Annotated in this window: 19 protein-coding genes and 2 pseudogenes; 8 read left to right on the top strand and 13 right to left on the bottom strand. The window is 50.9% G+C overall.

The features are described from left to right. Position 1 precedes the first annotated feature (1 nt). A complete protein-coding gene (locus ACOTXF_RS21245) occupies positions 2 to 1,006 on the top strand; it encodes an IS110-like element IS5075 family transposase (protein ID WP_000427614.1) in 1,005 nt (334 codons plus the stop codon). Between the two features lie 313 nt (positions 1,007 to 1,319). On the opposite strand, the gene ACOTXF_RS21240 is transcribed toward ACOTXF_RS21245, so the two are convergent. Together ACOTXF_RS21240 and ACOTXF_RS21235 are read right to left on the bottom strand one after the other, a co-directional pair. Further along, complete coding sequence (locus tag ACOTXF_RS21240) at positions 1,320 to 2,597, bottom strand: DUF2254 domain-containing protein (protein WP_003026025.1); 1,278 nt, start codon at positions 2,595 to 2,597, stop codon at positions 1,320 to 1,322. Between the two features lie 62 nt (positions 2,598 to 2,659). After that, positions 2,660 to 4,657 carry a BCCT family transporter gene (locus tag ACOTXF_RS21235; RefSeq protein WP_023302468.1) on the bottom strand — a complete coding sequence of 666 codons (1,998 nt, stop codon included), beginning with the start codon at positions 4,655 to 4,657 and terminating at the stop codon, positions 2,660 to 2,662. A 956-nt stretch (positions 4,658 to 5,613) separates the two neighbouring features. On the opposite strand from ACOTXF_RS21235, the pseudogene ACOTXF_RS21230 reads away from it, so the two are divergent. Continuing rightward, positions 5,614 to 5,745 (top strand): annotated as a pseudogene (locus tag ACOTXF_RS21230) (Tn3 family transposase); the annotation flags it as partial. Positions 5,746 to 5,794: 49 nt separating this feature from the next. Here ACOTXF_RS21230 and ACOTXF_RS21225 read toward each other — a convergent pair. Then, complete coding sequence (locus ACOTXF_RS21225) at positions 5,795 to 6,763, bottom strand: IS5-like element IS903B family transposase (RefSeq protein WP_000654802.1); 969 nt, start codon at positions 6,761 to 6,763, stop codon at positions 5,795 to 5,797. Positions 6,764 to 7,332: 569 nt separating this feature from the next. Between ACOTXF_RS21225 and stbA the strand changes: the two genes are divergently transcribed. Then, positions 7,333 to 7,719, top strand: a complete 387-nt coding sequence (gene stbA, locus ACOTXF_RS21220) for a plasmid stabilization protein StbA (RefSeq protein WP_001039464.1) — start codon at positions 7,333 to 7,335, stop codon at positions 7,717 to 7,719. Between the two features lie 139 nt (positions 7,720 to 7,858). On the opposite strand, the gene ACOTXF_RS21215 is transcribed toward stbA, so the two are convergent. From ACOTXF_RS21215 to ltrA, 4 genes and pseudogenes are all read right to left on the bottom strand, one after another. Beyond that, positions 7,859 to 8,827 carry an IS5 family transposase gene (locus tag ACOTXF_RS21215; protein WP_020956880.1) on the bottom strand — a complete coding sequence of 323 codons (969 nt, stop codon included), beginning with the start codon at positions 8,825 to 8,827 and terminating at the stop codon, positions 7,859 to 7,861. A 1,032-nt stretch (positions 8,828 to 9,859) separates the two neighbouring features. Then, positions 9,860 to 10,168, bottom strand: a pseudogene (locus tag ACOTXF_RS21210) (replication initiation protein); the annotation flags it as partial. 9 nt (positions 10,169 to 10,177) lie between these two features. Beyond that, positions 10,178 to 10,875 (bottom strand): IS1-like element IS1X3 family transposase gene (locus ACOTXF_RS21205; protein WP_227463316.1). Its coding sequence is split into 2 segments (ribosomal slippage): positions 10,178 to 10,626 and positions 10,626 to 10,875, totalling 699 coding nucleotides; the frame shifts between segments, so codons are not numbered across the junction. Between the two features lie 151 nt (positions 10,876 to 11,026). Continuing rightward, entirely contained in the window at positions 11,027 to 12,514 is a 1,488-nt protein-coding gene (gene ltrA / locus ACOTXF_RS21200) for a group II intron reverse transcriptase/maturase (protein WP_023300763.1), read from the bottom strand. A 405-nt stretch (positions 12,515 to 12,919) separates the two neighbouring features. On the opposite strand from ltrA, the gene umuD reads away from it, so the two are divergent. Next, positions 12,920 to 13,351: a translesion error-prone DNA polymerase V autoproteolytic subunit gene (gene umuD, locus ACOTXF_RS21195; RefSeq protein ID WP_000776034.1), complete on the top strand. Its 432-nt coding sequence runs from the start codon at positions 12,920 to 12,922 to the stop codon at positions 13,349 to 13,351. Next, complete coding sequence (locus ACOTXF_RS21190) at positions 13,351 to 14,622, top strand: Y-family DNA polymerase (protein ID WP_004118291.1); 1,272 nt, start codon at positions 13,351 to 13,353, stop codon at positions 14,620 to 14,622. The genes umuD and ACOTXF_RS21190 overlap by 1 nt, the downstream gene beginning before the upstream one ends. Positions 14,623 to 14,703: 81 nt before the next feature. Here the strand turns inward: ACOTXF_RS21190 and ACOTXF_RS21185 are convergent, their stop codons facing one another. Then, positions 14,704 to 15,678: a ParB family protein gene (locus tag ACOTXF_RS21185; protein ID WP_220317148.1), complete on the bottom strand. Its 975-nt coding sequence runs from the start codon at positions 15,676 to 15,678 to the stop codon at positions 14,704 to 14,706. Further along, complete coding sequence (locus tag ACOTXF_RS21180) at positions 15,678 to 16,883, bottom strand: AAA family ATPase (RefSeq protein ID WP_000368714.1); 1,206 nt, start codon at positions 16,881 to 16,883, stop codon at positions 15,678 to 15,680. The genes ACOTXF_RS21185 and ACOTXF_RS21180 overlap by 1 nt, the downstream gene beginning before the upstream one ends. 414 nt (positions 16,884 to 17,297) lie before the next feature. On the opposite strand from ACOTXF_RS21180, the gene ACOTXF_RS21175 reads away from it, so the two are divergent. Then, a complete protein-coding gene (locus tag ACOTXF_RS21175) occupies positions 17,298 to 17,495 on the top strand; it encodes a hypothetical protein (protein WP_000339856.1) in 198 nt (65 codons plus the stop codon). 356 nt (positions 17,496 to 17,851) lie between these two features. Here ACOTXF_RS21175 and ACOTXF_RS21170 read toward each other — a convergent pair whose 3' ends face one another. Further along, positions 17,852 to 18,718: a replication initiation protein gene (locus tag ACOTXF_RS21170; protein WP_004118283.1), complete on the bottom strand. Its 867-nt coding sequence runs from the start codon at positions 18,716 to 18,718 to the stop codon at positions 17,852 to 17,854. A 534-nt stretch (positions 18,719 to 19,252) separates the two neighbouring features. Between ACOTXF_RS21170 and ACOTXF_RS21165 the strand changes: the two genes are divergently transcribed. Together ACOTXF_RS21165 and ACOTXF_RS21160 are read left to right on the top strand one after the other, a co-directional pair. After that, positions 19,253 to 19,357 carry a hypothetical protein gene (locus ACOTXF_RS21165; protein WP_032409716.1) on the top strand — a complete coding sequence of 35 codons (105 nt, stop codon included), beginning with the start codon at positions 19,253 to 19,255 and terminating at the stop codon, positions 19,355 to 19,357. Positions 19,358 to 19,485: 128 nt separating this feature from the next. Continuing rightward, positions 19,486 to 19,743, top strand: a complete 258-nt coding sequence (locus ACOTXF_RS21160; protein WP_000764642.1) for a hypothetical protein — start codon at positions 19,486 to 19,488, stop codon at positions 19,741 to 19,743. A 57-nt stretch (positions 19,744 to 19,800) separates the two neighbouring features. Here ACOTXF_RS21160 and ACOTXF_RS21155 read toward each other — a convergent pair whose 3' ends face one another. The 3 genes from ACOTXF_RS21155 to ACOTXF_RS21145 are packed head-to-tail and all read right to left on the bottom strand — an operon-like array spanning position 19,801 to position 21,718. Continuing rightward, a complete protein-coding gene (locus tag ACOTXF_RS21155; protein WP_000015958.1) occupies positions 19,801 to 20,577 on the bottom strand; it encodes a site-specific integrase in 777 nt (258 codons plus the stop codon). Further along, on the bottom strand, positions 20,574 to 21,317 hold the full coding sequence (locus ACOTXF_RS21150; protein ID WP_000129823.1) for a hypothetical protein: 744 nt from the start codon (positions 21,315 to 21,317) through the stop codon (positions 20,574 to 20,576). Before ACOTXF_RS21150 ends, ACOTXF_RS21155 begins: the two co-directional genes overlap by 4 nt. A gap of 50 nt (positions 21,318 to 21,367) precedes the next feature. Beyond that, positions 21,368 to 21,718, bottom strand: coding sequence for a hypothetical protein (locus tag ACOTXF_RS21145; protein WP_000493378.1), 351 nt, complete (start codon positions 21,716 to 21,718; stop codon positions 21,368 to 21,370). Positions 21,719 to 21,854: the final 136 nt, after the last annotated feature.

Raw genomic sequence — 21,854 nt, 5'->3', positions numbered from 1 at the left:
CATGGAAAACATTGCGCTTATTGGTATCGATCTGGGTAAGAACTCTTTCCATATTCATTGTCAGGATCATCGTGGGAAGGCCGTTTACCGTAAAAAATTCACCCGACCAAAGCTAATCGAATTTCTGGCGACATGCCCGGCAACAACCATCGCGATGGAAGCCTGTGGCGGTTCTCACTTTATGGCACGCAAGCTGGCAGAGTTAGGGCATTTTCCAAAGCTGATATCACCGCAATTTGTCCGCCCATTCGTTAAAAGCAACAAAAATGACTTCGTTGATGCTGAAGCTATCTGTGAAGCAGCATCACGTCCATCTATGCGTTTCGTGCAGCCCAGAACCGAATCTCAGCAGGCAATGCGAGCTCTGCATCGTGTCCGTGAATCCCTGGTTCAGGATAAGGTGAAAACAACTAATCAGATGCATGCTTTTCTGCTGGAATTTGGTATCAGCGTTCCGCGAGGTGCTGCCGTTATTAGTCGACTGAGTACCCTTCTTGAGGACAGTAGTTTGCCTCTTTATCTCAGCCAGTTACTGCTGAAATTACAACAGCATTATCACTATCTTGTTGAGCAGATTAAAGATCTGGAATCTCAGTTGAAACGAAAGTTGGACGAAGATGAGGTTGGACAGCGCTTGCTGAGTATTCCCTGCGTTGGAACGCTGACTGCCAGTACTATTTCAACTGAGATTGGCGACGGGAAGCAGTACGCCAGCAGCCGTGACTTTGCGGCGGCAACAGGGCTGGTACCCCGACAGTACAGCACGGGAGGTCGGACGACATTGTTAGGGATTAGCAAGCGGGGCAACAAAAAGATCCGAACTTTGTTGGTTCAGTGTGCCAGGGTATTCATACAAAAACTGGAACACCAGTCTGGCAAGTTGGCCGACTGGGTCAGGGAGTTGTTGTGTCGGAAAAGCAACTTTGTCGTCACCTGTGCTCTGGCAAACAAGCTGGCCAGAATAGCCTGGGCACTGACGGCGCGACAGCAAACTTACGAAGCATAAAGGCAGAAATACACCAGTTTAAACAATCATTCATCTGGTTTTGCGAATACTGATATTGATGATACTAACGGCCCACCGGCCTGTTGAGGAACCTGTAAAACGGAAAGGCTCATTGAAGCCGTATATTTTCTGGAGGTTCATCAGGCGCGGAACTCATCGAGGCGCGGGAATAAAATCCCATTCAGACGCCGGATAGATTCAAGCAAGCCAACTTGTCGTCAAAATCGGTGTTGCAAAAACGGGAGTGACCATAGATTCCGTTTTCCAAGCGGACCCCCTTTACTTGCCAACAACCGAATCGCTTGCTCCGCAACTATGGTTTTTTATTAGAATCTTCGCCACCAAATAAATTATAATAAATTGATTTTATTAGATATTTTTCAGAATTTATATGGTCAGCACGTGTTGCATGCTCTAATGTTTCAAATGCTAAATTATGCGCGGCCTCAGAAAATACCCCAGGCCAACCCTTACTCAGCATAGACAGTCCTTTAAGGACTCTTATCTGAATCTCCCTCATACTGGCGCCATCGCGCGCGACAGGTGAGAAAAAGTCTTCCAGTAGATCGTTATTCTGAAGTGGTGCAACATGAACTGAAGGATATTTCACTTCTATTTCATCAGATTTATTCTGCGCGTAAGTGGAAAGTATACGAACACCTCTGCCAATGACATCAATGGCGGTTCCAGGATCGTTCACTGCGGGGGAAAGGGCCCGGCAGGCTATTTCGGCCATGACGCTAAGACAAAATCGGGGATCCTGAGCAAATGAACGTACATCCGAGACAATAATCCTCTCAAGTAAATCGGCGCTGATTGATGACTCCTGGCCTTGACTCAGGTACAAAACTGGCATGGATGGATGTATGAAACTGCCTGGCTGCGCCACGAGGTATACATGACGGGGATCATTGGTCAGCAGTTTGCTAAGTTTCACCATATCAATATATTCAACATAGCCAATCTTCTTCGGATAAACTGCAACCGTTCCTTTCGGCTGTTCATTGTTCTCAAGCCATGGATATCCGCCGAGAAAGGGATTTCTTGCTCTCGCAATAAATGATTCGATGGCCGCCTGTTCTACTTTTGCCGTTGTCTCACCAACCCTCCCCAGAGAGGTCAAATGCTGTATCCAGCGAAGCAATGTGATGAGGATTAAGGCAATGACAACCAGTGTGACAATGAATAAAATGACTCTCCCCCTTTCTCCATAAGCTCCCATATTGAGGGCAATAATCCCTACCAGACTGAAGAGAAAAGAACCGATGAAGGTGGCCAGTACATTTTGTGTGGTCACGTCTTCAACAACTAAACGCGTAGCTCTGGGAGTCACATTAGTAGTGGCTGAACCGTAGGCTGTGACCATGATACTCAACGAAAAAGTGGTCACTGCCAGCATACTCGATGCCAGTATGTTCAGAATGTTATCGACTGCTTCCGCACCAACCTTCACGGAAACCGACTCAGGTATCATTGATTTAAAAAGAATTGATAAAAGGGCCGTTATTATCGCGACAATGGCGAATAACGTTGCCCTGAACCATAGCTTTTTAAATGTCTGCTTCAGAATCCATTTCCAGCGTGAAATCATTCTGCATTCCTCATATTGCGGCCGGGATAAATAATTGCCGCCCCCAGGACGGCATGTTGCTGTTAACGAACCAGGTGCAGGAAGTGCAGATGTTTTTCGTACTGGTCCAGTATGTCATTAATCAGCTGCTCCTGGTTCCAGCCCATCACATCATAATTTTGACCGCCTTCTTTGAGATATACCTCAGCGCGATAATATCTATGTTGTTCAGTCTGCTGCTCATTATTATCCATCGCGGCGAGCGCGAAGGTCGGTGAGCTATACCCGCGAAGCCTCACTTCATATATAAAATTCAGCTCGTTACCCAAATCGACTTCAAGACGAATACGATCGTCGACTGCGTCACTGATGTGGCTTATCGTCCCCTGCTTGTTCAGCTCTTCCTGAACCAGCGTCATGGCGGGGTGGATGACGTCGTCCATAAAACGTTTCACAAGAGATCGCTTCGGCAGATACGCGATATTGCGTAACCTTCTCTGCCAGGGAATTGGGTTACGTGCAGCCGTAGGAGCAATTGTCGCCATGCTCAGGCTTTCACGCTTGGTCAAATCCCGGCGCAAAGCTTTTAAAAGTCCGTATATAGATATCAGTAAGATCACTGAGAATGGCAATGCACTCGCTATTGTCACTGTTTGCAGCGCACTTAGCCCTCCGGCAAGGAGAAGCGCAATTGCGACAATGCCCATGAGCGAGGCCCAAAATATTCGCTGCCAGACGGGTGTGTTTGCCACTCCACCTGATGCCAGAGAATCAACAACCATTGCCCCTGAATCAGCAGACGTGACAAAGAAGACGATGACCATCGCCATTGCGATGAATGACAGCACGGAAGAGAACGGGAAATGCTCCAGGAAATTAAACAGGGCCAGCGCCACATCCTGCTGAACGGTACTGGCGAGGTCTGTGGCCCCCTGGTTCATAATGAGATAGATCGCGCTGTTACCAAACACCGTCATCCACATGAGCGTAAAACCCGCGGGAACAAACAGCACGCCGGTGACAAACTCGCGAATGGTTCGCCCGCGGGAGACCCGTGCGATGAACATCCCCACAAACGGCGACCATGAAAGCCACCATCCCCAGTACAGTAATGTCCAGCCCCCCAGCCAGTTGCTCGACTTAGGCTCATACGCGTAAAGGTTGAACGTTTTACTCACCAGTTCCGAAAGATAACCGCCCGTATTTTCCACAAATGACTTCAGCAGAAGCACGGTTGGTCCCAGACACAGGACCAGCGCCAGGAGCAACAACGCCAGACCCAGATTGAGCTCAGACAGGATACGTATTCCCTTATCCAGGCCGGACACCACTGAAATCGTCGCTAACCCCGTGATGACCACGATCAGAATAACCTGCACCGTTTCATTGATGGGCACCCCGAAAAGATGGTTCAAACCGGCATTCACCTGCAAAACACCATAACCCAGCGAGGTCGCAACGCCAAAGACCGTGCCGATAACAGCGAAAATATCAACCGCATGACCTACAGGCCCGTATATGCGATCGCCGATAATGGGATAGAGTGCGGAGCGCAGGGTTAACGGCAGACCGTGACGGTAACTGAAGAACGCCAGAATCAGCGCCACAATGGCATAAATTGCCCATGCGTGCAGTCCCCAGTGGAAGAAGGTCAGACGCATTGCTTCCTTCGCTGCCGCAACGGTCTCCGGGGTGCCGACGGGAGGCGAAAGATAATGCATTACAGGTTCGGCAACGCCAAAGAACATCAGTCCGATCCCCATCCCTGCCGAAAAAAGCATCGCAAACCAGGAGTGGTAGCTGAAATCAGGCTGCGCATGGTCCGGGCCCAGCTTGATATCACCGTAGCGTGAGAGTCCCAGGAACGTGACACTCAGTAAAATCAGGGCCACAGCAAGGATGTAGAACCAGCTGGCATTCGTGAAGATTTGTTGCTGAAGTAGTTTAAAATTTTTGTCGGCGACATCCGGGAATACGGCGGCAAAGGCAACAAGAAGGAAAATCAGCAAAGCAGATGTAAAAAATACCGCTTTGTTAATCTGGCTTGTAGACTTCTTCGGGATTGTATCATTTTCACTCATAATCATTTATTCCATTAATTAAATCCGCACTGGATAGAAGACACTACCTTTCACAGAGTAGCAAAGTTCAACTTGCTATGCGGCGTTAATCGGAAAGCATGGTGTAATGAGTGCCGATACAAATCATCCTATATTCTAAGGGGTTCTTGGTTACTCAGCCTGCCGCTTCCTGGTGCATTTATTTGTATCAAAGCTGGGACATACGTTAATGAACGTATATTAGGCACGAATTACTTTTTGAACAAAGCAGACGTTAAGATTTACAGCATCGGGAAGCTTCTGGATGCCGCGTCAGCGGCATGGAGGCGCCAGATGAGGTTACATGTGTCTGTGGAGTCAAATGGCGCCGAAAGCCCGGCGTAGCCGGTTACCGGGCTATAAATTCTGCCATCCTCCCCCTGCCCTGATTAGCTTTAACCCGCTAACAGCAATGAAGAAGTTAATGTAATCCCTTTTAACCCCGGTGAGCGGGCTTTACGGCGTTTACGACGTAAAGGGCGTGATTTCCGGGGCCTTAGCGGCGGCAGCTTGCTGCTGACGCTTAGGGGGATGTTCATCAACTATTTCAGCGACACCAGGGAACTTAACATGGTAGCTGCAAAGCCATACCCGCGAAAAACATCTCAGACGCCGCTGTACGCGGTCGGAGTTGACCCGGCAAGGCGAGGCCGCAGTCGGGGCGTATCTCCGCGTTAGCGGGCCGGAGGGCCGCTTACGAGCGTGTACCAGAGAACTGACCGCAGCTCCACTCACAGCGATGATGAAGAGTAGTTACAACACCCATCATTAAAAGCGATGGTGTTCCCCGGCCTTCGGCCGGGGGCGGCGGCGCTTTTCAGTGGTGGGGAGGGGCTCCTGGCCGGCAAACCGGCGCCGGTTTTATGATGAATTTTCATTTGAATGCTGTAACTAACTTGGTTCTCCGGTTGGGGCCCGTCGCGCAGCGATGGGAGCTCTCTCTAGCGCGCGCGGTATTCCTGCACCGTCTGGGTGAAATCAGGGATCGTAAACCGGAAAATCAGAGCTACCGCGCCAGTGGACTGACGCTGCTGACAGCAACTATCTCGCTGTGGAATACAGTGGCTTTGTTGAATAAATCAGATTTCGGGTAAGTCTCCCCCGTAGCGGGTTGTGTTTTCAGGCAATACGCACGCTTTCAGGCATACCTGCTTTCGTCATTTTGTTCAGCGCTCGTACCAGGGCCATAGCCTCCGCAACCTGACCATCGTAGTCACGCAGCGTCAGTGAACCCCCGAACAGCTGTTTTACCCGGTACATCGCCGTTTCCGCTATCGAGCGACGGTTGTAATCTGTTGTCCATTTCCACCGCGCATTACTCCCGGTCATTCGCTGATTAGCCACTGCACGGTTACGGTCTGCATATTCACCGGGCCAGTAACCCGCGCCTTTTCGGGGTGGGATAAGCGCGCTGATTTTCTTACGCCGCAGTTCATCGTGACAGAGCCGGGTGTCGTAAGCGCCGTCTGCCGATGCTGCCCTGATTTTTCTGTGAGTCTGCCGGATAAGACCCGGGAAGGCTTCTGAGTCCGTCACATTGTTCAGCGACAGGTCTGCACAGATGATTTCATGTGTGTTGCTGTCAACTGCCAGATGCAGCTTACGCCAGATACGGCGGCGTTCCTGACCATGCTTTTTGACTTTCCACTCGCCTTCACCGAAGACCTTCAGCCCGGTGGAATCAATTACCAGGTGTGCGATTTCACCCCGGGTGGGCGTTTTGAAACTGATATTAACCGACTTTGCCCGCCTGCTGACACAGCTGTAATCCGGGCAGCGTAGCGGAACGTTCATCAGAGAAAAAATGGAATCAATAAAGCCCTGCGCAGCGCGCAGGGTCAGCCTGAATACGCGTTTAATGACCAGCACAGTCGTGATGGCAAGGTCAGAATAGCGCTGAGGTCTGCCTCGTGAAGAAGGTGTTGCTGACTCATACCAGGCCTGAATAGCTTCATCATCCAGCCAGAAAGTTATGGAGCCACGGTTGATGAGGGCTTTATTGTAGGTGGGCCAGTTGGTTATTTTGAACTTTTGCTTTGCCACGGAACGGTCTGCGTTGTCGGGAAGATGCGTGATCTGATCCTTCAACTCAGCAAAAGTTCGATTTATTCAACAAAGCCCATTCAGTCCTCAATTTGTGCATTTTTTAAACGAAAAAAGGGTGTCTAATACGGTGAAATCATAGTATTACCAAAGTAATAAATAAAAAGTTATTTAAATCAGTAATTTAGATTTGATTTGTAATACCTGGGTAATACCGCAGCATGGCTAAATTTTGTTTTTTTTCTTTTAAATCAGTGCGATAGCGTGATTTATCACGCTGCGTTAGGTGTATAGCAGGTTAAGGGATAAAAAATCATCTTTTTTTGGTAGGGCGATCTCCGTAGGTTAAGGGGCATTTGGCTAAAAAGCGTCCTATTCTTTGATGGTCATGCTTGCATGACCATCTGAGCAACCAAAAACTACAGATAAACTACAGATAAACTACAAAAAACGTTTTGCCTTAGTGTTGTAAGACTACAATAAAACTACAAATAAACTACAAAAAACGTGACAGACTACAAATAGACTACAATAAAACTACAGATAAACTACAAAACTCGATTGACCCCTTCTTACGAGTGTTGTAGAGTCATTTTCATACAACGGAGGGGGTTATGAATAAACCAGCAGATCTGAAACCCCGCAACTTATCGGCTGCTGTCAGATTGCGCCTAAATGAAATCGAGAACTGGCTGGACAGAGGGCTAACGCGGCATGAAATTGCTGAAATCCTCGACAGCGAATACAGCTTTTCGGTAACAGCCAAAGGGCTTGAGATGGCACTGTATAGAACGCGGCAAAACCGAAAAAATGTATTGCACAATACGCATGATAAGAGTAGCGCGAAGGGTGCAGCGGAAAGTGTATTGCACAATACACAACCGTCTGAGCCTGAAGTGCAGGAAAGTAAAAAAGCAGAGAGTCCCGGCATTATTGATAAAGAATTCTTCAAGAAAATCGGTGAGAATTTCGACCCTAAGAAGTTCAACAAAAAATTCTGAGGTGATTTATGAAAGTAGCGGTAATTAATTACAGTGGCAGTGTTCGTAAAACCTTAATTTCATCTTACCTGTTAGCCCCGCGCGGCTTTGTTGAATAAATCAGATTTCGGGTAAGTCTCCCCCGTAGCGGGTTGTGTTTTCAGGCAATACGCACGCTTTCAGGCATACCTGCTTTCGTCATTTTGTTCAGCGCTCGTACCAGGGCCATAGCCTCTGCAACCTGACCATCGTAGTCACGCAGTGTCAGTGAACCTCCGAACAGCTGTTTTACCCGGTACATCGCCGTTTCCGCTATCGAGCGACGGTTATAATCTGTTGTCCATTTCCACCGCGCATTACTCCCGGTCAGCCGCTGATTCGCAACAGCACGGTTACGGTCTGCATATTCACCGGGCCAGTAACCCGCGCCTTTTCGGGGCGGGATAAGCGCGCTGATTTTCTTACGCCGCAGTTCATCGTGACAGAGTTGGGTGTCGTAAGCGCCGTCTGCCGATGCTGCCCTGATTTTTCTGTGAGTCTGCCGGATAAGACCCGGGAAGGCTTCTGAGTCCGTCACATTGTTCAGCGACAGGTTTGCACAGATGATTTCATGTGTGTTGCTGTCAACTGCCAGATGCAACTTTCGCCATATACGACGGCGTTCCTGGCCATGCTTTTTGACTTTCCATTCGCCTTCACCAAAGACCTTCAGCCCGGTGGAATCAATCACCAGATGCGCGATTTCACCCCGGGTGAACGTTTTGAAACTGACATTAACCGACTTTGCGCGCTTGCTGACACTGGTGTAATCCGGGCAGCGCAACGGAACATTCATCAGTGTAAAAATGGAATCAATAAAACCCTGTGCAGCCCGCAGGGTCAACCTGAACACGCGTTTAATGACCAGAACGGTGGTGATGGCGAGATCAGAATAGCGCTGAGGTCTTCCCCGTGATGAAGGCGTTGCCGACTCATACCAGGCCTGAATAGCTTCATCATCCAGCCAGAAAGTTATGGAGCCACGGTTGATGAGGGCTTTATTGTAGGTGGGCCAGTTGGTTATTTTGAACTTTTGCTTTGCCACGGAACGGTCTGCGTTGTCGGGAAGATGCGTGATCTGATCCTTCAACTCAGCAAAAGTTCGATTTATTCAACAAAGCCGTCTGTGTTGTAAAATGGCGCCGAAAGCCCGGCGTAGCCGGTTGCCGGGCTATAAATTCTGCCACCCTACCCCCTGCCCTGATTAGCCTTAACTCGCGAACAGCAATGAAGAAGTCAAAGTAATCCCTTTTAACCCCGGTGAGCGGGCTTTACGGCGTTTACGACGTAAAGGGCGTGATTTCCGGGGCCTAAGCGGCGGCAGCTTGCTGCTGACGCTTAGGGGGATGTTCATCAACTATTTCAGCGACACCAGGGAACTTAACACGGTAGCTGCAAAGCCCTAATCCCGCTCACCGCCACGCAGCTGCCGTACGTCCCCCACGGGGGTGCGCAGTGCTGCGCGCGGGAACGGCGGCCCGTCTGCGGGACGCGGCGCCGTACTGCGCGTTAGCGGCCGCACGCGGCCGGTTACGGGGGACACTCCGCCATACGACCAGCGACCCGCTGAGCTGCACAATCCACAGATAACACAAGCTACATACATGTCGATATGGGAATCGGCCCACCTTGCCGGGCGCCGGTGCCGTGTGGAAATCCGCCCACCTTGCCGCGCGCCGGTGCCGTGTGGGAATCCGCCCACCTTGCCGCGCGCCGGTGCCGTGTGGGAATCCGCCCACCTTGCCGGGCGCCGGTGCTGTGTGGAAATCCGCCCACCTTACCGGGCGCCGGTGCTGTGTGGAAATCCGCCCATCTTGCCGGGCGCCGGTGCCGTGTGGGAATCCGCCCACCTTACCGGGCGCCGGTGCCGTGTGGGAATCCGCCCACCTTACCGGGCGCCGGTGCCGTGTGGGAATCCGCCCACCTTGCCGGGCGCCGGTGCCGTGTGGGAATCCGCCCACCTTACCGGGCGCCGGTGCCGTGTGGGAATCCGCCCACCTTGCCGGGCGCCGGTGCCGTGTGGGAATCCGCCCATCTTACCGGGCGCCGGTGCTGTGTGGAAATCCGCCCATCTTCATGACAAAAATTTGTCAAATGACAGGCTCATGTGTGCTGATTTATGTCAGACGGGATTTTGCTTATCAATTATTGAGAACAGAAATTTTCCTGAATCATCAATACTATACTTAGCAAGTAAAGGTGTTTTCTCATTTATCTGCTTGAGTGCAGGATCAAGGAAAGATCGTTTCAACTCTGCCAAGTTCTTCTGCTGGGATTCCGGTAAGACGAAACGGTCATTTAACCAAGCATGAGTAGTAACCCATAAGCCTGAAGATTTGAATTGAGCAAGACTTTCATAAAGGCGGATCGTCCGGGGATTTCGAAGACTGCCACAATCGCGGAGCGAGTAGGTGGTGAACTGGTTGGTAATGACTCCAACTTACTGATAGTGTTTTATGTTCAGATAATGCCCGATGACTTTGTCATGCAGCGCCACCGATTTTGAGAACGACAGTGACTTCCTGCCCAGCCTTGCCAGATGCTGCCTCAGATTCTGGTTATGCCGCTCAATTCGCTGCGTATATCGCTTGCTGATAACGTGCAGTTCTCCCTTCAGGCGGGATTCATAAAGCGGCCAGCCATCCGTCATCCATACCACGACCTCAAAGGCCGACAGCAGGCCCGGAAGACGCTCCAGCGTGGCCAGAGTACGCTCACCAAAGACGCGTGCCACCACCGTCCTGCACATCCTGCCATAGGCGTAAAATAACCAGCGCTGACGTGATTTAGCCCCGACGTAGCCCCACTGTTCGTCCATTTCCGCGCAGACAATGACGTCACTGCCCGGTTGTATGCGTGAGGTTACCGACTGCGGTCTGAGTTTTTTAAGTGACGTAAAATCGTGTTGAGGCCAACGCCCATAATGCGGGCGGTTGCCCGGCATCCAACGCCATTCATGGCCATATCAATGATTTTCTGGTGCGTACCGGGCTGAGAGGCGGTGTAAGTGAACTGTAGCTGCCATGTTTTACGGCAGTGAGTGCAGAGATAGCGCTGATGTCCGGCAGTACTTTTACCGTTACGCACCACGCCTTCAGTAGCTGAGCAGGAGGGACAACTGATGGAGATGGAAGCCACTGGAGCACCTCAAAGACACCATCGTACACTAAATCAGTAAGTTGGCACCATTATCCGGCAGGCGATCTGGATTATCGTCACGCTGTTAAATATGTCGCGGTAGGGATACCCGTTACCGGATACCCCCCGCACAGATCCCGGCGTGCGCGATTTACGCACCGGGCTCCTGCCTCGGGTGTCTGGCGGTGAACCGCTCCACAGGCCATGGATGAAGAACCCGAACCCTTGGTAGCCATGCGGCTGCCAGTTTGTTTGCTTTCGTCCAGGTCGTATCATCCTTCTGGCTCCTGCGCCTGAGCGCCCGGCGCCAGAGGTTTGTTACGTGTGTCCTGAACTTCTGCATGGTGGGGAAGTTGCCCGGTACCGAGTGATAGTTCAGGTATCCCTGAACCACTCTCCTGAGCCATTTTCCCTGTTCGGGGATTGAGTAATGCCAGCGCCTTCGCAGACCGTCTTTGATGGCTTTCAGAGTTGCCGTCATCCGATCCCGGCGGGTCTTTCGTATCAGCATGAACCTGCCGTTGCGATCTTTCCCGCTGATGTGCGTGAACCCGAGGAAGTTGAACGTTTCTGGTTTGCCTTTTCCCCTGATGGCACGGTTTTCGGCAGCGAAGCGGCCGAACTCCATCAGACGGGTTTTCTCCGGGTGAACCGTGAGTCCGAACTCCCTCAGTCTGCGCTGCATGGCTATACGGAAGCGCCGGGCATCGTATCGTTTGTCGAACCCGATGACGATGTCATCGGCGTATCTGACCATTACCACATTGCCTGTGGCATAGCGACGTCGCCACTGATGCGCCCACAGATCGAAGACGTAGTGGAGGTATATGTTTGCCAGCAGCGGTGAGATGACCGCACCCTGTGGGGTGCCTTCCTCCGTTGCTCGCCATTGACCCTCCTCCAACGTCCCGGCTGTGAGCCACTTACGTATGAGCCTGATTACGCTCCGGTCGCCGATCCGATGCTCTGTGAACCTGATCAGCCATTCGTGGCTCACCCTGTCGAAGAACTGACTGATGTCGGCATCCAGTACCCAGTTTACGTTAGTGCGTACCAGCCCTGTGGCCAGTGCGTCCAGTGCATCGTGCTGGCTTCGCCCGGGTCTGAACCCGTATGAGAACCCCATAAAGTCGTTTTCATAGACTGCGTTCAGGATTTTCACCAGCGCATACTGGACGATCTTGTCCTCCAGCGAGGCGATGCCGAGCGGGCGTTGTTTTCCATCCGCTTTTGGGATGTAGTGACGCCTGCCGGGCTGCGCCCTGTAGCTGCCCTGATGTAGCCTCCGGTGCAGATCTGTTATGTTGTTCTTCATGTTTCCGGCGTAGTCCATCCACCTGATGCCATCCACTCCGGCGGCCGCTTTCCTGCTCAGGGAGAGGAATGCGGCTTCCAGTGCTTCGACTGTCAGCAGGTGGAACAATGCTGTAAACCGTTCTTTCTTCCGCTGCTTCGCAGCTTCCCGCACGCGTGACAGCCTCTGTGACATGCTTTCCCGGCTCTGTGTCCGGCGCATGTGTGGCTGTTCCGCGTTCCCCTTGGCCCCGCTCCTTCGCTCCACTGACTCCGCTCCTTTCGGGTTGTTCGCCTGCTTCGCCGCTACTATGAGCGAGTCCGACTTCTCCTCTCCGTACATCACCGGCTATGACTCCTCGTCTTCCCGGTGCGGGCCGTCTCCGACACTGGCAGATGGTCAGAGGGGAGATCTCCCGGTTCCCGCGTAGAGATCGTATTGACATGCCAGGGTCTCAGACCCCGCCGGGTCCATGTGGCACTCGCAGTATCGCACCCTATGATGTTGCCTTCCGTTAACAGTACAACGTCGGCACCCGGTAATTTAATATACATTTCGTGGCTCAATGGCTGGCCTGTCAACACCCCTGTCAACGCTTCGCCCCATACCTCGCGGTATGCAACGCATGACTCGGGGACCTTGTGGATTGCTGGTCCTTCAATGGTCGGGGACTTTCACCCCTTGATCTCTACCGGTCTCCCGGCGAACACTGTATGTATAACCAGTAAAATTAGAGTGTCAGGAGGAAAGATGAAACTACAACTTTTCAGCACCGGGAAAGAACTCCCGCCACAGGCCCATCCATTGTTTGCCGATCTGGCCAGCTGCGGTTTTCCCAGCCCTGCTGCTGACTATGTCGAGTCCGATCTGGATCTCCATGATTACTGCATACGGCATCCGAGCGCGACGTACTACCTGCGTGCCAGCGGAGACAGCATGGCCGACGGCAGTCTGTACAATGGCGATCTGCTGGTTGTGGACAGTGCTGAAAAGCCGCGGCACGGCGATATCGTTGTCGCCAGCATGCAGGGGGAGTTTACGGTGAAACGGCTTCTGCTGACGCCGCGACTGACGCTGCAGCCCATGAATGCCTCCTGGTCGCCGATTTATCCTGATCCCGACGAGCTGGATATCTTTGGCGTCGTCACGCATATCATCCACCGCCCGAGGGAGATGTACTGATGTTTGCCCTGGCCGATGTGAACAGCTTCTATGCCAGCTGTGAACGTGTTTTCCGCCCGGATTTGAAAGGAAAGCCGATAGTCGTCCTGAGCAACAACGACGGGAATGTAATCGCTCGCAGTGCCGAGGCGAAGCCCTGGATCAAAATGGGAACTCCGTGGTTTCAGATAAAAAACGAAAGATACCCGGAAAAAATATATGCGTTTTCAAGTAATTATGAACTTTACGCCTCGATATCGGCGCGCGTGATGAACTGCCTGGAGGAACTGGCCCCCAGGGTGGAACAGTATTCAATTGATGAGATGTTCCTCGACCTGACCGGCGTGGAGCACTGTATGGGGCTTGAGGACTTCGCCCGGCAGCTGCGTCAGCAGGTGTATGACTGTACCCGCCTGACCATTGGCGTGGGCGCCGGACCAACGAAAACCCTCGCAAAATCAGCCCAGTGGGCCTCAAAAGAGTGGAAACAGTTTCATGGCGTACTCGCTCTGACCAGGGGAAATCCGCAAAGGACGCGGAAACTGCTTTCACTGCAGCCGGTTGAAGAAATCTGGGGGGTGGGTAACCGTATTGCACGCAAGCTAAATGTGCTGGGCATAAAAACCGCGCTCGATCTGGCTCTGACGAACCCGGCCTTCATCCGCAAAAATTTTTCTGTCGTCCTTGAGCGAACGGTACGGGAACTGAACGGGGAAAGCTGCCTTTCGCTTGAGGAAGCCCCTCCGACGAAACAGCAAATTGTCTGCAGCCGCAGTTTTGGCGTGAAGATCACGGAGTACGAGTCACTCCGTCAGGCTATCTGTCAGCACGCAGAGCGGGCCTCTGAAAAACTGCGTAAAGAGCACCAGTATTGCCGGCATATTTCCGTTTTCATCAAAACGTCTCCGTTCGCCATTAAAGAGCCTTACTACGGCAACGTGGCTACGGAAAAACTTCTTACACCCACTCAGGACACCAGGGACATCATTGCAGCCGCTACAACGGCTCTGGAGCGTATCTGGAGGGATGGGCACCGGTATGCCAAAGCCGGAGTTATGCTGAATGACTTCACCGGCTCCGGAGTTTCGCAGCTGCAACTGTTCGACGAACGCCCGCCACGCCCTCACAGTGCTGAGCTGATGAGGGTTCTGGACGGGATCAACAACTCAGGGCTGGGTAAAGTATGGTTTGCGGGGCGGGGTATGGCCCCGGAATGGCAGATGAAACGGGAGATGCTTTCTCCTGCTTATACGACACGATGGTCAGATATTCCTGCAGCGAAACTGGCGTGAAACCATGGCGATTTCACCGTGAAATTCTCAACCTAAACTGCCTAATTACAATAAGTTAGATGTGAAATCGCCATGGCGAAATTATTGACTCAAATTTCTGTCAAGGACTTCGTTGATAACCTTGTCCAGTTCATCCTGAATCACTTTTGACATACGGCTAAACTCATAAGTCAGCGTGCGCCCTTTCACACGCTTACGCGCGAACTTGTCCTTTTCTTCAAAAGACCAGAGTGGGGAAACCACTGACTTTTCCTTGGGAGATGGATCTATCAATGCCTGAGATGCCTGAGAAATCAGCTTCAGAATACTGGCTTTCTGTTCGTCTTCTGGTCGCTCGCCATCACTCAAAATTGCATCGAGCTGAGCTGATACAGACTGAATGAGTTCTTCAGGCGTTAATCCCTTTTCACCGAGTTTTTCATTAACTTCTAAAAGAAGTTTATAATCACTAAACGATAGCTCCGACTGAACCGGGAACAGAGAAATTAAGTCTTGCGGTACGGCCGCCGCCTGCAGCGCCCTGGTAACTTTAGCCTGAGATAATCCCTCCAGTTCAGCAATTTCCTTTTGATTAAATCCGGACTCTTTAAGAGCGATCAATCTCAGACCAATCTCCCGAAGATTATGTTCTTTAGCTGTCTGGATATCTTTAGCCAGTTGGCGAGCTTCATCAGCTGATAAATGTTCTTCGGTAACCATTACATCAAGGCCTGTACGGACAAAAATTGCTGAGGCTCGCCGTCTTGAACCATCCAGTATCTCAATCCTTTCACTTTGCTTAATACCAATACAGGGAAAGAACTGCTGAAACTTAATCGTCTGGATAATGGATTTCAGAGACTCCCTGGTCAGTGCAAGTTGATCTCTTCCATTGTTTTCCTGGTTTACGAAGGTCTTACTTTCAACTTCAGATGCAGGCACCCGAACAAACCTGAACGTTACCTTCCTGCCGGTTTTTAAGGTAAATACCTGACTTCTACCGGTGTCAGCCATTTCGAGCATTGACGCCTGAGTATTTAACTGTCTGCCGATGGTTTTTCTTTTCTCATTCGACATCACATACCTCCGTTAGTACGAATGAACTCGATGCGATCAAAGACTGCCTTCGCAAAGTCTTCCGCTGCTGATTTTGCGCTTTTTAGTGCCTCTGTACTTCCATCATAGGTTGCTGGATTTGCTGAAATAACTGTGTCAAAAGTCTCCCCACAACGTTCGAAACCATCCAGTCTTGGCAGAACCATGTCTAGCATATCGGCACCGAAAACCTCTTTGGCCTGACTATGGCAAATTTTGTGATCAGACTTGTTCAGGATCTTGGACATGAAGCCGACATTACCGATGAGATTGCAGGTGTGCCCATCCATTTCGATGGAATCTATGAGGGCAGGGAGGCTGGCCACAAACTTCAGGGAAGAATGAAAATCAACCGTCGCCGGTGGAAGAGGGGTCAACATCAGGTCTGCCGCCCCAATGCAGTTTTTCAGGAACGCATCAAGGTGAGGACCACTATCAAGGAAAATAAAGTCGTAGTCATGCTGGAGCTTGTCGATAATGTTCTCTTTAAGCACCGCATGAATATTTTTCCCTGGCAGATGTTCTTCACACAATCCCTTCCAGCCTTCAGCAAGGAATGCATCGTCAATGGAAGCGGGGATTACATCAACACCAGGGATAATAGACGGTACTATAAAATCGGAAAGTAATTCTTCACGAGACACGTTCTGGAGCATGGCCTGAGCAGCCGTATTTTCAACCAAGCCCACTGAATTCTCATGGCTCAGGAACATTGTCAGAGATGCCTGCGGATCGAAATCGATGGCCAGAATACGCAGGTCTTCGAACAGAAGCTGAGGATGAGCTCGAAAAGCATGTGATAATGAAGCGGTAGAAACTGTCTTGGAACCACCACCTTTAAGATTACATACAAAAATCGTAAAGGCTTTATCGAAGCGATCCCTGTACTTCGGTACTTTACGATGGTTATACAGATCGATGACATTCTGAATCGTCATCGCGTATTTCATCGTATTACCAGAAGGTTTCTTTTTAAAAATGTAGCCACCGGCTTCCATTTCGGACACAGCATACTCAACACTGCCTTTACTGAGCTTAGGCAGCTTATACAGAGCGGCTTTGCTGTATTCCTGATAGAACTCGGTAAGCTTCAATTCCTCTTTTTGCTGTCGGATACTTTCGCTCAAAGATGTCAGAAGCTTACCTGCACGTGTAGCGACTTTCCGTAACTGCTCAATATTGTCCATTTATCACCTCATGACGTTTTTTGTCATTTTGAACAAAAAGTGTCATGTTGCAAGAAAAAAATCATATTGTTTTGATTTCGCTCTCAACAGAAGGGGGATGAAGCTCGACGGGCGTGCTACTAAATCACACTGCAGCAACACGCAGACGCACTTTTGACCATCAACAGCAACTCATACAAAAGGGCTTTGAGAAAGGTATTCAACTTGCAAGACAGGAGAGTCATTCAGAAGGATTCTGATTTTAGTTACGACCAGTGCAATGCTGAGCCTTATGTATCAGCGCTCGCCGCAGCCATGTAACCGAGCGTAGCGAGCGAACTGGCGAGGAAGCGAAGAGGAACCGTTCCGGCAGATAGCTCTTACGCTCAGCACAAGAAGAGTTTTCCATCCTCTGTGGGAAACAGGTCAACTTTAATGGACGCTCCGGACTATGGGAAACAGGTCAACTTCGCGGACGGCCCGGACTATGGGAAACAGGTCAACTTCACGGGCGGCCGGGAGTGTGGGGAACAGGTCAACTTCGCGGACGGCCCGGATTATGGGAAACAGGTCAACTTCGCGGGCGGCCGGGACTGTGGGAAACAGGTCAACTTTGCAGACGGCCCGGACTAAGGGAAACAGGTCAGCTTCTCGGACGGCCCGGACTATGGGAAACAGGTCAACTTCTCGGACGGTCGGGAGTGTGGGAAACAGGTCAACTCCGCGTACGGCCCGGACTGTGGGAAACAGGTCAACTTTGCAGACGACCGGGACTGTGGGAAACAGGTCAACTTTGCAGACGACCGGGACTGTGGGAAACAGGTCAACTCCGCAGACGGCCCGGACTGTGGGAAACAGGTCAACTACGCAGACAGCCGCGATTGCGGGAAACAGGTCAAGTTAGGCAAGCACTATGGGAAACACAGCAAGTTCAGTATCCCCCCATATGTCAGCAACAAACTAAGGGGGGAGGAAATAAAAATTACAGACTATTGTTTTTTATCAAGAAAATTAAACAGCAAGCGACCATCTTCTTCAGTGGTATATGTTACCTTTAATGGCGTCTTCTCATTAATTTTCTTCAGAGCAGGTTCCAGGAAGGTACGCTTCATTTCAGCAATATTGTTTTTCTGCGAGGCAGGGAGCATAAACCTTTCACATAACCAGTCATGTGTGGTGATCCAGACACCAGTGCTCCGGAACTGACACAGGCTTTCATAAAGCCGGATGACACGAACACTATTAAGCTGGCCACAGTCATAGAGAGAATAGGTAGTGAACTGGGAGGTTAAGCCGACCAGGAATGGCATGACCTTGTAGTTAAATTCAATCTGCCAGGAACCCCGGCCTCGCTTCATTCCTGCTTCAGCCAGCCACGGACGTTTAACTTCTTCAAACTCACCTTCTTTTGGATAAAAGGTAACCGTTGATTCGCCCAGAGCATTTACCCCAGCCTTCACATCACGACTGGCGACAGACGTAGCGACATTGAAGTATTTGACGTAATCGGAAACGCTGATTTTGAAGAGCGGCAATACGTCAGAGTCATCTTCCTGGCTGTCATTAAAATAGGCCTGCATGAGGCATAACCACAGCACACGTTTTGCCTGAAGAGGCAGGTAATATGCAGCTTCGGTCAATTCGTTAGATTGCTTTATACTGGCGCGTTTTTTAAACGTTTTAGTAGCTGGCAAGAGTGCTTGAGTATCCATTTCAATGCCTATGGGTAAATTTTTACCCACCCATAATGACAGTGAAAACAGAAATTGCAAGCTATCGCGATACTTATCCACCGGAAAAATCTGCACTTTATCCACAAGTGGATAATTGAGAACTGAACTTGACCTCTTTCCCATAGCTTGTTGATGCGTATCCCATAGCTTGTTGACACAAAACCCACTGATACGTGATTAATTTCCCATATTATGTTTACCAGTTGCCCATACAGGCCCCCTCTCAGGCCGCACTGTACGCGGCTTTCAGGCTCCCTAAAAGATGTAAAATAAAGAAAAAGAATAAAAAAGTACTTTATAAAAATATGCCCGTGGATAAGTGGATAACCCCGAGGGGAGGTGATTTTTCAGGCATTGAGCGTAAGCAGAATTTATAAGTTTTGTTCCCTGGTGCTTCCTCGCTCACTCGGGGCTTCGCCCTGTCGCTCGACTGCGGCGAGCACTGCTGGCTCGATCATATCCGTGGCCGGAAGATACTACTCCTCCCCCGAGTCGCTCTCCAGAGCCGGCTACAGCGAGACAACCCGCACGAAGATTTCTATCGTCCCTGCAGACATATTCGAATCGTTTTTATTAACCCTGGCTTCCGTCGTGACAGAACACTACGTCCTGTAAAAGGGGGACTAAGGCCCCTGAATCACACACCTGAAATTAATAATGCGGAGTTTTACGATAATGTCATTGCTGGAAACTTTCCTGACCGCTTCTCAGGGGGCAACAATCCTGTTCCTTGCCATGCTGATCTACTGGCAAAAGCGATAAATCTAAGCGGGCTGGCCTTTGGCCAGCTTCGCTGTATAAGGGGAAAAATGCGGCATATCCAGACATTTCACTAGGCAATTTGAATTCAGATATCTATGCTTGGGATCCGGTCAACAGGAGGTAACAAGATGAAACTTGAAACTATACAGATAGATAATACCGTAAGGAGTGGTCTTAATTCTTTCACTGACGGGGTGATTATTCGTGATACAAAGGTATTGATCACGCTCAATCTCCCGGATGGACAGAAAACCACTATTGAGGGGGAATGGCGGCATATGTCGGACGCCAACAGGTTGTCAGAACGTATTACGATGCTTCAGCATGCGATCTATGAGCAGTATGAGGAATACAGAGCAGATATTCCCGTCAGCTGGTCCAGATAACGTCTGACAGACCTCCCCGGCGAGCAGGACGTTCGCCAGCATCATTCTCCTAAGTACTTAAATATTCCCTTTCAGCATGGCTACCGCATCCGCTTCGGGCATCTGAAACTGAACTCGATGCCGCGCAGCAACATCAAGTGCGAACACCTTCGTATAGACTTCCGTCGAGCTAATCGATTTGTGGCCCATCAGGCTCTGCAAAACCTTCAGTGGTATGCCGGCATACAGCATATGCATCGCGTAGGAGTGGCGGAACGTATGCGGGGTGACCGGCACCGAGAATGTCACCCCGTCGACGGCGGCCGCTTCAACCGCTTCGCCAATCCAGGTCCGTACTGTCCGGTCGGTGATGTCCCAGATGCGGGCTTTCTCTGTTCTGCCGGTACGCTTGTTGCGTCTTTCCAGCGGAATTTTCAGGGTGGCCACCATCATCTGCAGCTGGCTGACGTAGTGGTGATCGGAAAGCGGAACCAGACGATGAGCCTGGCTACCGGCGGGAGCTCGGCCGGCTGTCCTGGCCGCTTTTTCGGTGCGCTGCTTAAGCGTGGCCAGCTGCACGAACGGATACGGTGGCACCAGCGAAAAATCCCCCCGGGTCAGCGCCAGCGCCTCGTTGATACGTGCGCCGGTGTTCCAGAGGGTTGCCAGCAGCATCTTGCGGTGCAAATCGGGCACATAATGGAGCAGGGCGCTGACTTCCGGTGCCAGCAGGTATTTCGGTAGTTCATCTTGAACGAGCGCCATCTGGCGCAGGGCCAGCGCGGCGGGATAGTCAATGGCCACCGGCATTTGCGCCGGCTGCTGCGGGTGAGAATATGATAAGAGGCCGCTCATTGGTTTGACATTCCATCAGGTATCACTAATTGATTCCACTCCCTGTTGCGGGTAGCTTCAGCAGCGCGCAGGGCTCTTTCGCGCCTCCAGACTTTACGAAACACGGAAACTGCAGACCATTCATCATGACCTGTAAGACGTGTTTCGGGCATCCCGGTTGCCTTGCGCAGACGGACGGCAAGAATGACAGCGTTGATGCCCAAGCGCGTGAACTGATACTGCCGTTCCCTGAAATAGTCCTTATGCCAAGGAGGGTCGGAGTATTCGGCGGCATATGCAATTGCCCTGTGGGCCTCATCCTGGAGCACCGGCAGTTCACGGATGCGATACATAAGACGTGGCTCTAAAGTCCGCCAGTCACCGGAGACATCGATCAGATTCAGTTCAGGGTAATTCGTGACAGCTTTTCTCTCAGGCTGGGGGGCATCATCATCCTGGCCGTCATCCGTCACAACCCGGAAACAACCCTCAGCATACCGTTCAAGCATGAATACCAACTCGGTGGCAATGTAATGCAGTTCCTTTTTCATTTTATCTTCTGACGCCTGTCTCTCACGCTTAAGCGTGAAATAATGTGTCAGCCAGATGCCAGTGAGTGTTATACCCCCAGTAAGCAGGCCAGTGATAAGCCCGGTTGCCACGTTTCCCCAGATCCCCGCCCCTTGATTAATCAGCTGTACGGAAACCGGATGGGATGTCGCAGCAACTATACTCTCAGTTGCGGCCTGTATATCAGTCATTGATCATTTACCCCTTTATATTCCTGAGAAATCCCGCCCTCTGTCCGTAGTCAGCGGCCGGCAGCCAGCTCTTCAGCCAGTTTCACAAACCTTTTGTGCTCAGTCTGCAGGTAATGGCTGTAAATCCGGGCATCACGTTCTGTCAGTCCGGATGGATTGCCGGTGAAGTAACGTTGCAGCACCGCAATACAGTGATTGTAGGTATCGAGATCATATTCCCAGTTTCCCAGCTCACCGGCCGCATCCAGTTCCTGGCGAAACTGCTCGTATTTACGGAGCAGAATGCCAAGACCTAATTCTGTTGCAGCATAAAGATTATTTTCTCCTGGCGCGGAAATCGCATTACGGATTTTTTCAAAAGCATAACTGAAATCATTTCTCTCATTGAATGCAGTAAACATGTCCTTTCCTCAGTTGAATAGTTAGCCGTGCAATTTTACCAGGCACTGTTGCAAAGTTAGCGATGAGGCAGCCTTTTGTCTTATTCAAAGGCCTTACATTTCAAAAACTCTGCTTACCAGGCGCATTTCGCCCAGG

The organism is Enterobacter cloacae complex sp. IR53041 (genome assembly GCF_049238285.1).
GTDB classification, from domain to species: Bacteria; Pseudomonadota; Gammaproteobacteria; order Enterobacterales; family Enterobacteriaceae; genus Enterobacter; species Enterobacter roggenkampii.
The sequence above is the reverse complement of the archived record's forward strand: the minus strand, read 5'-3'. Positions and strand labels throughout refer to the sequence as shown.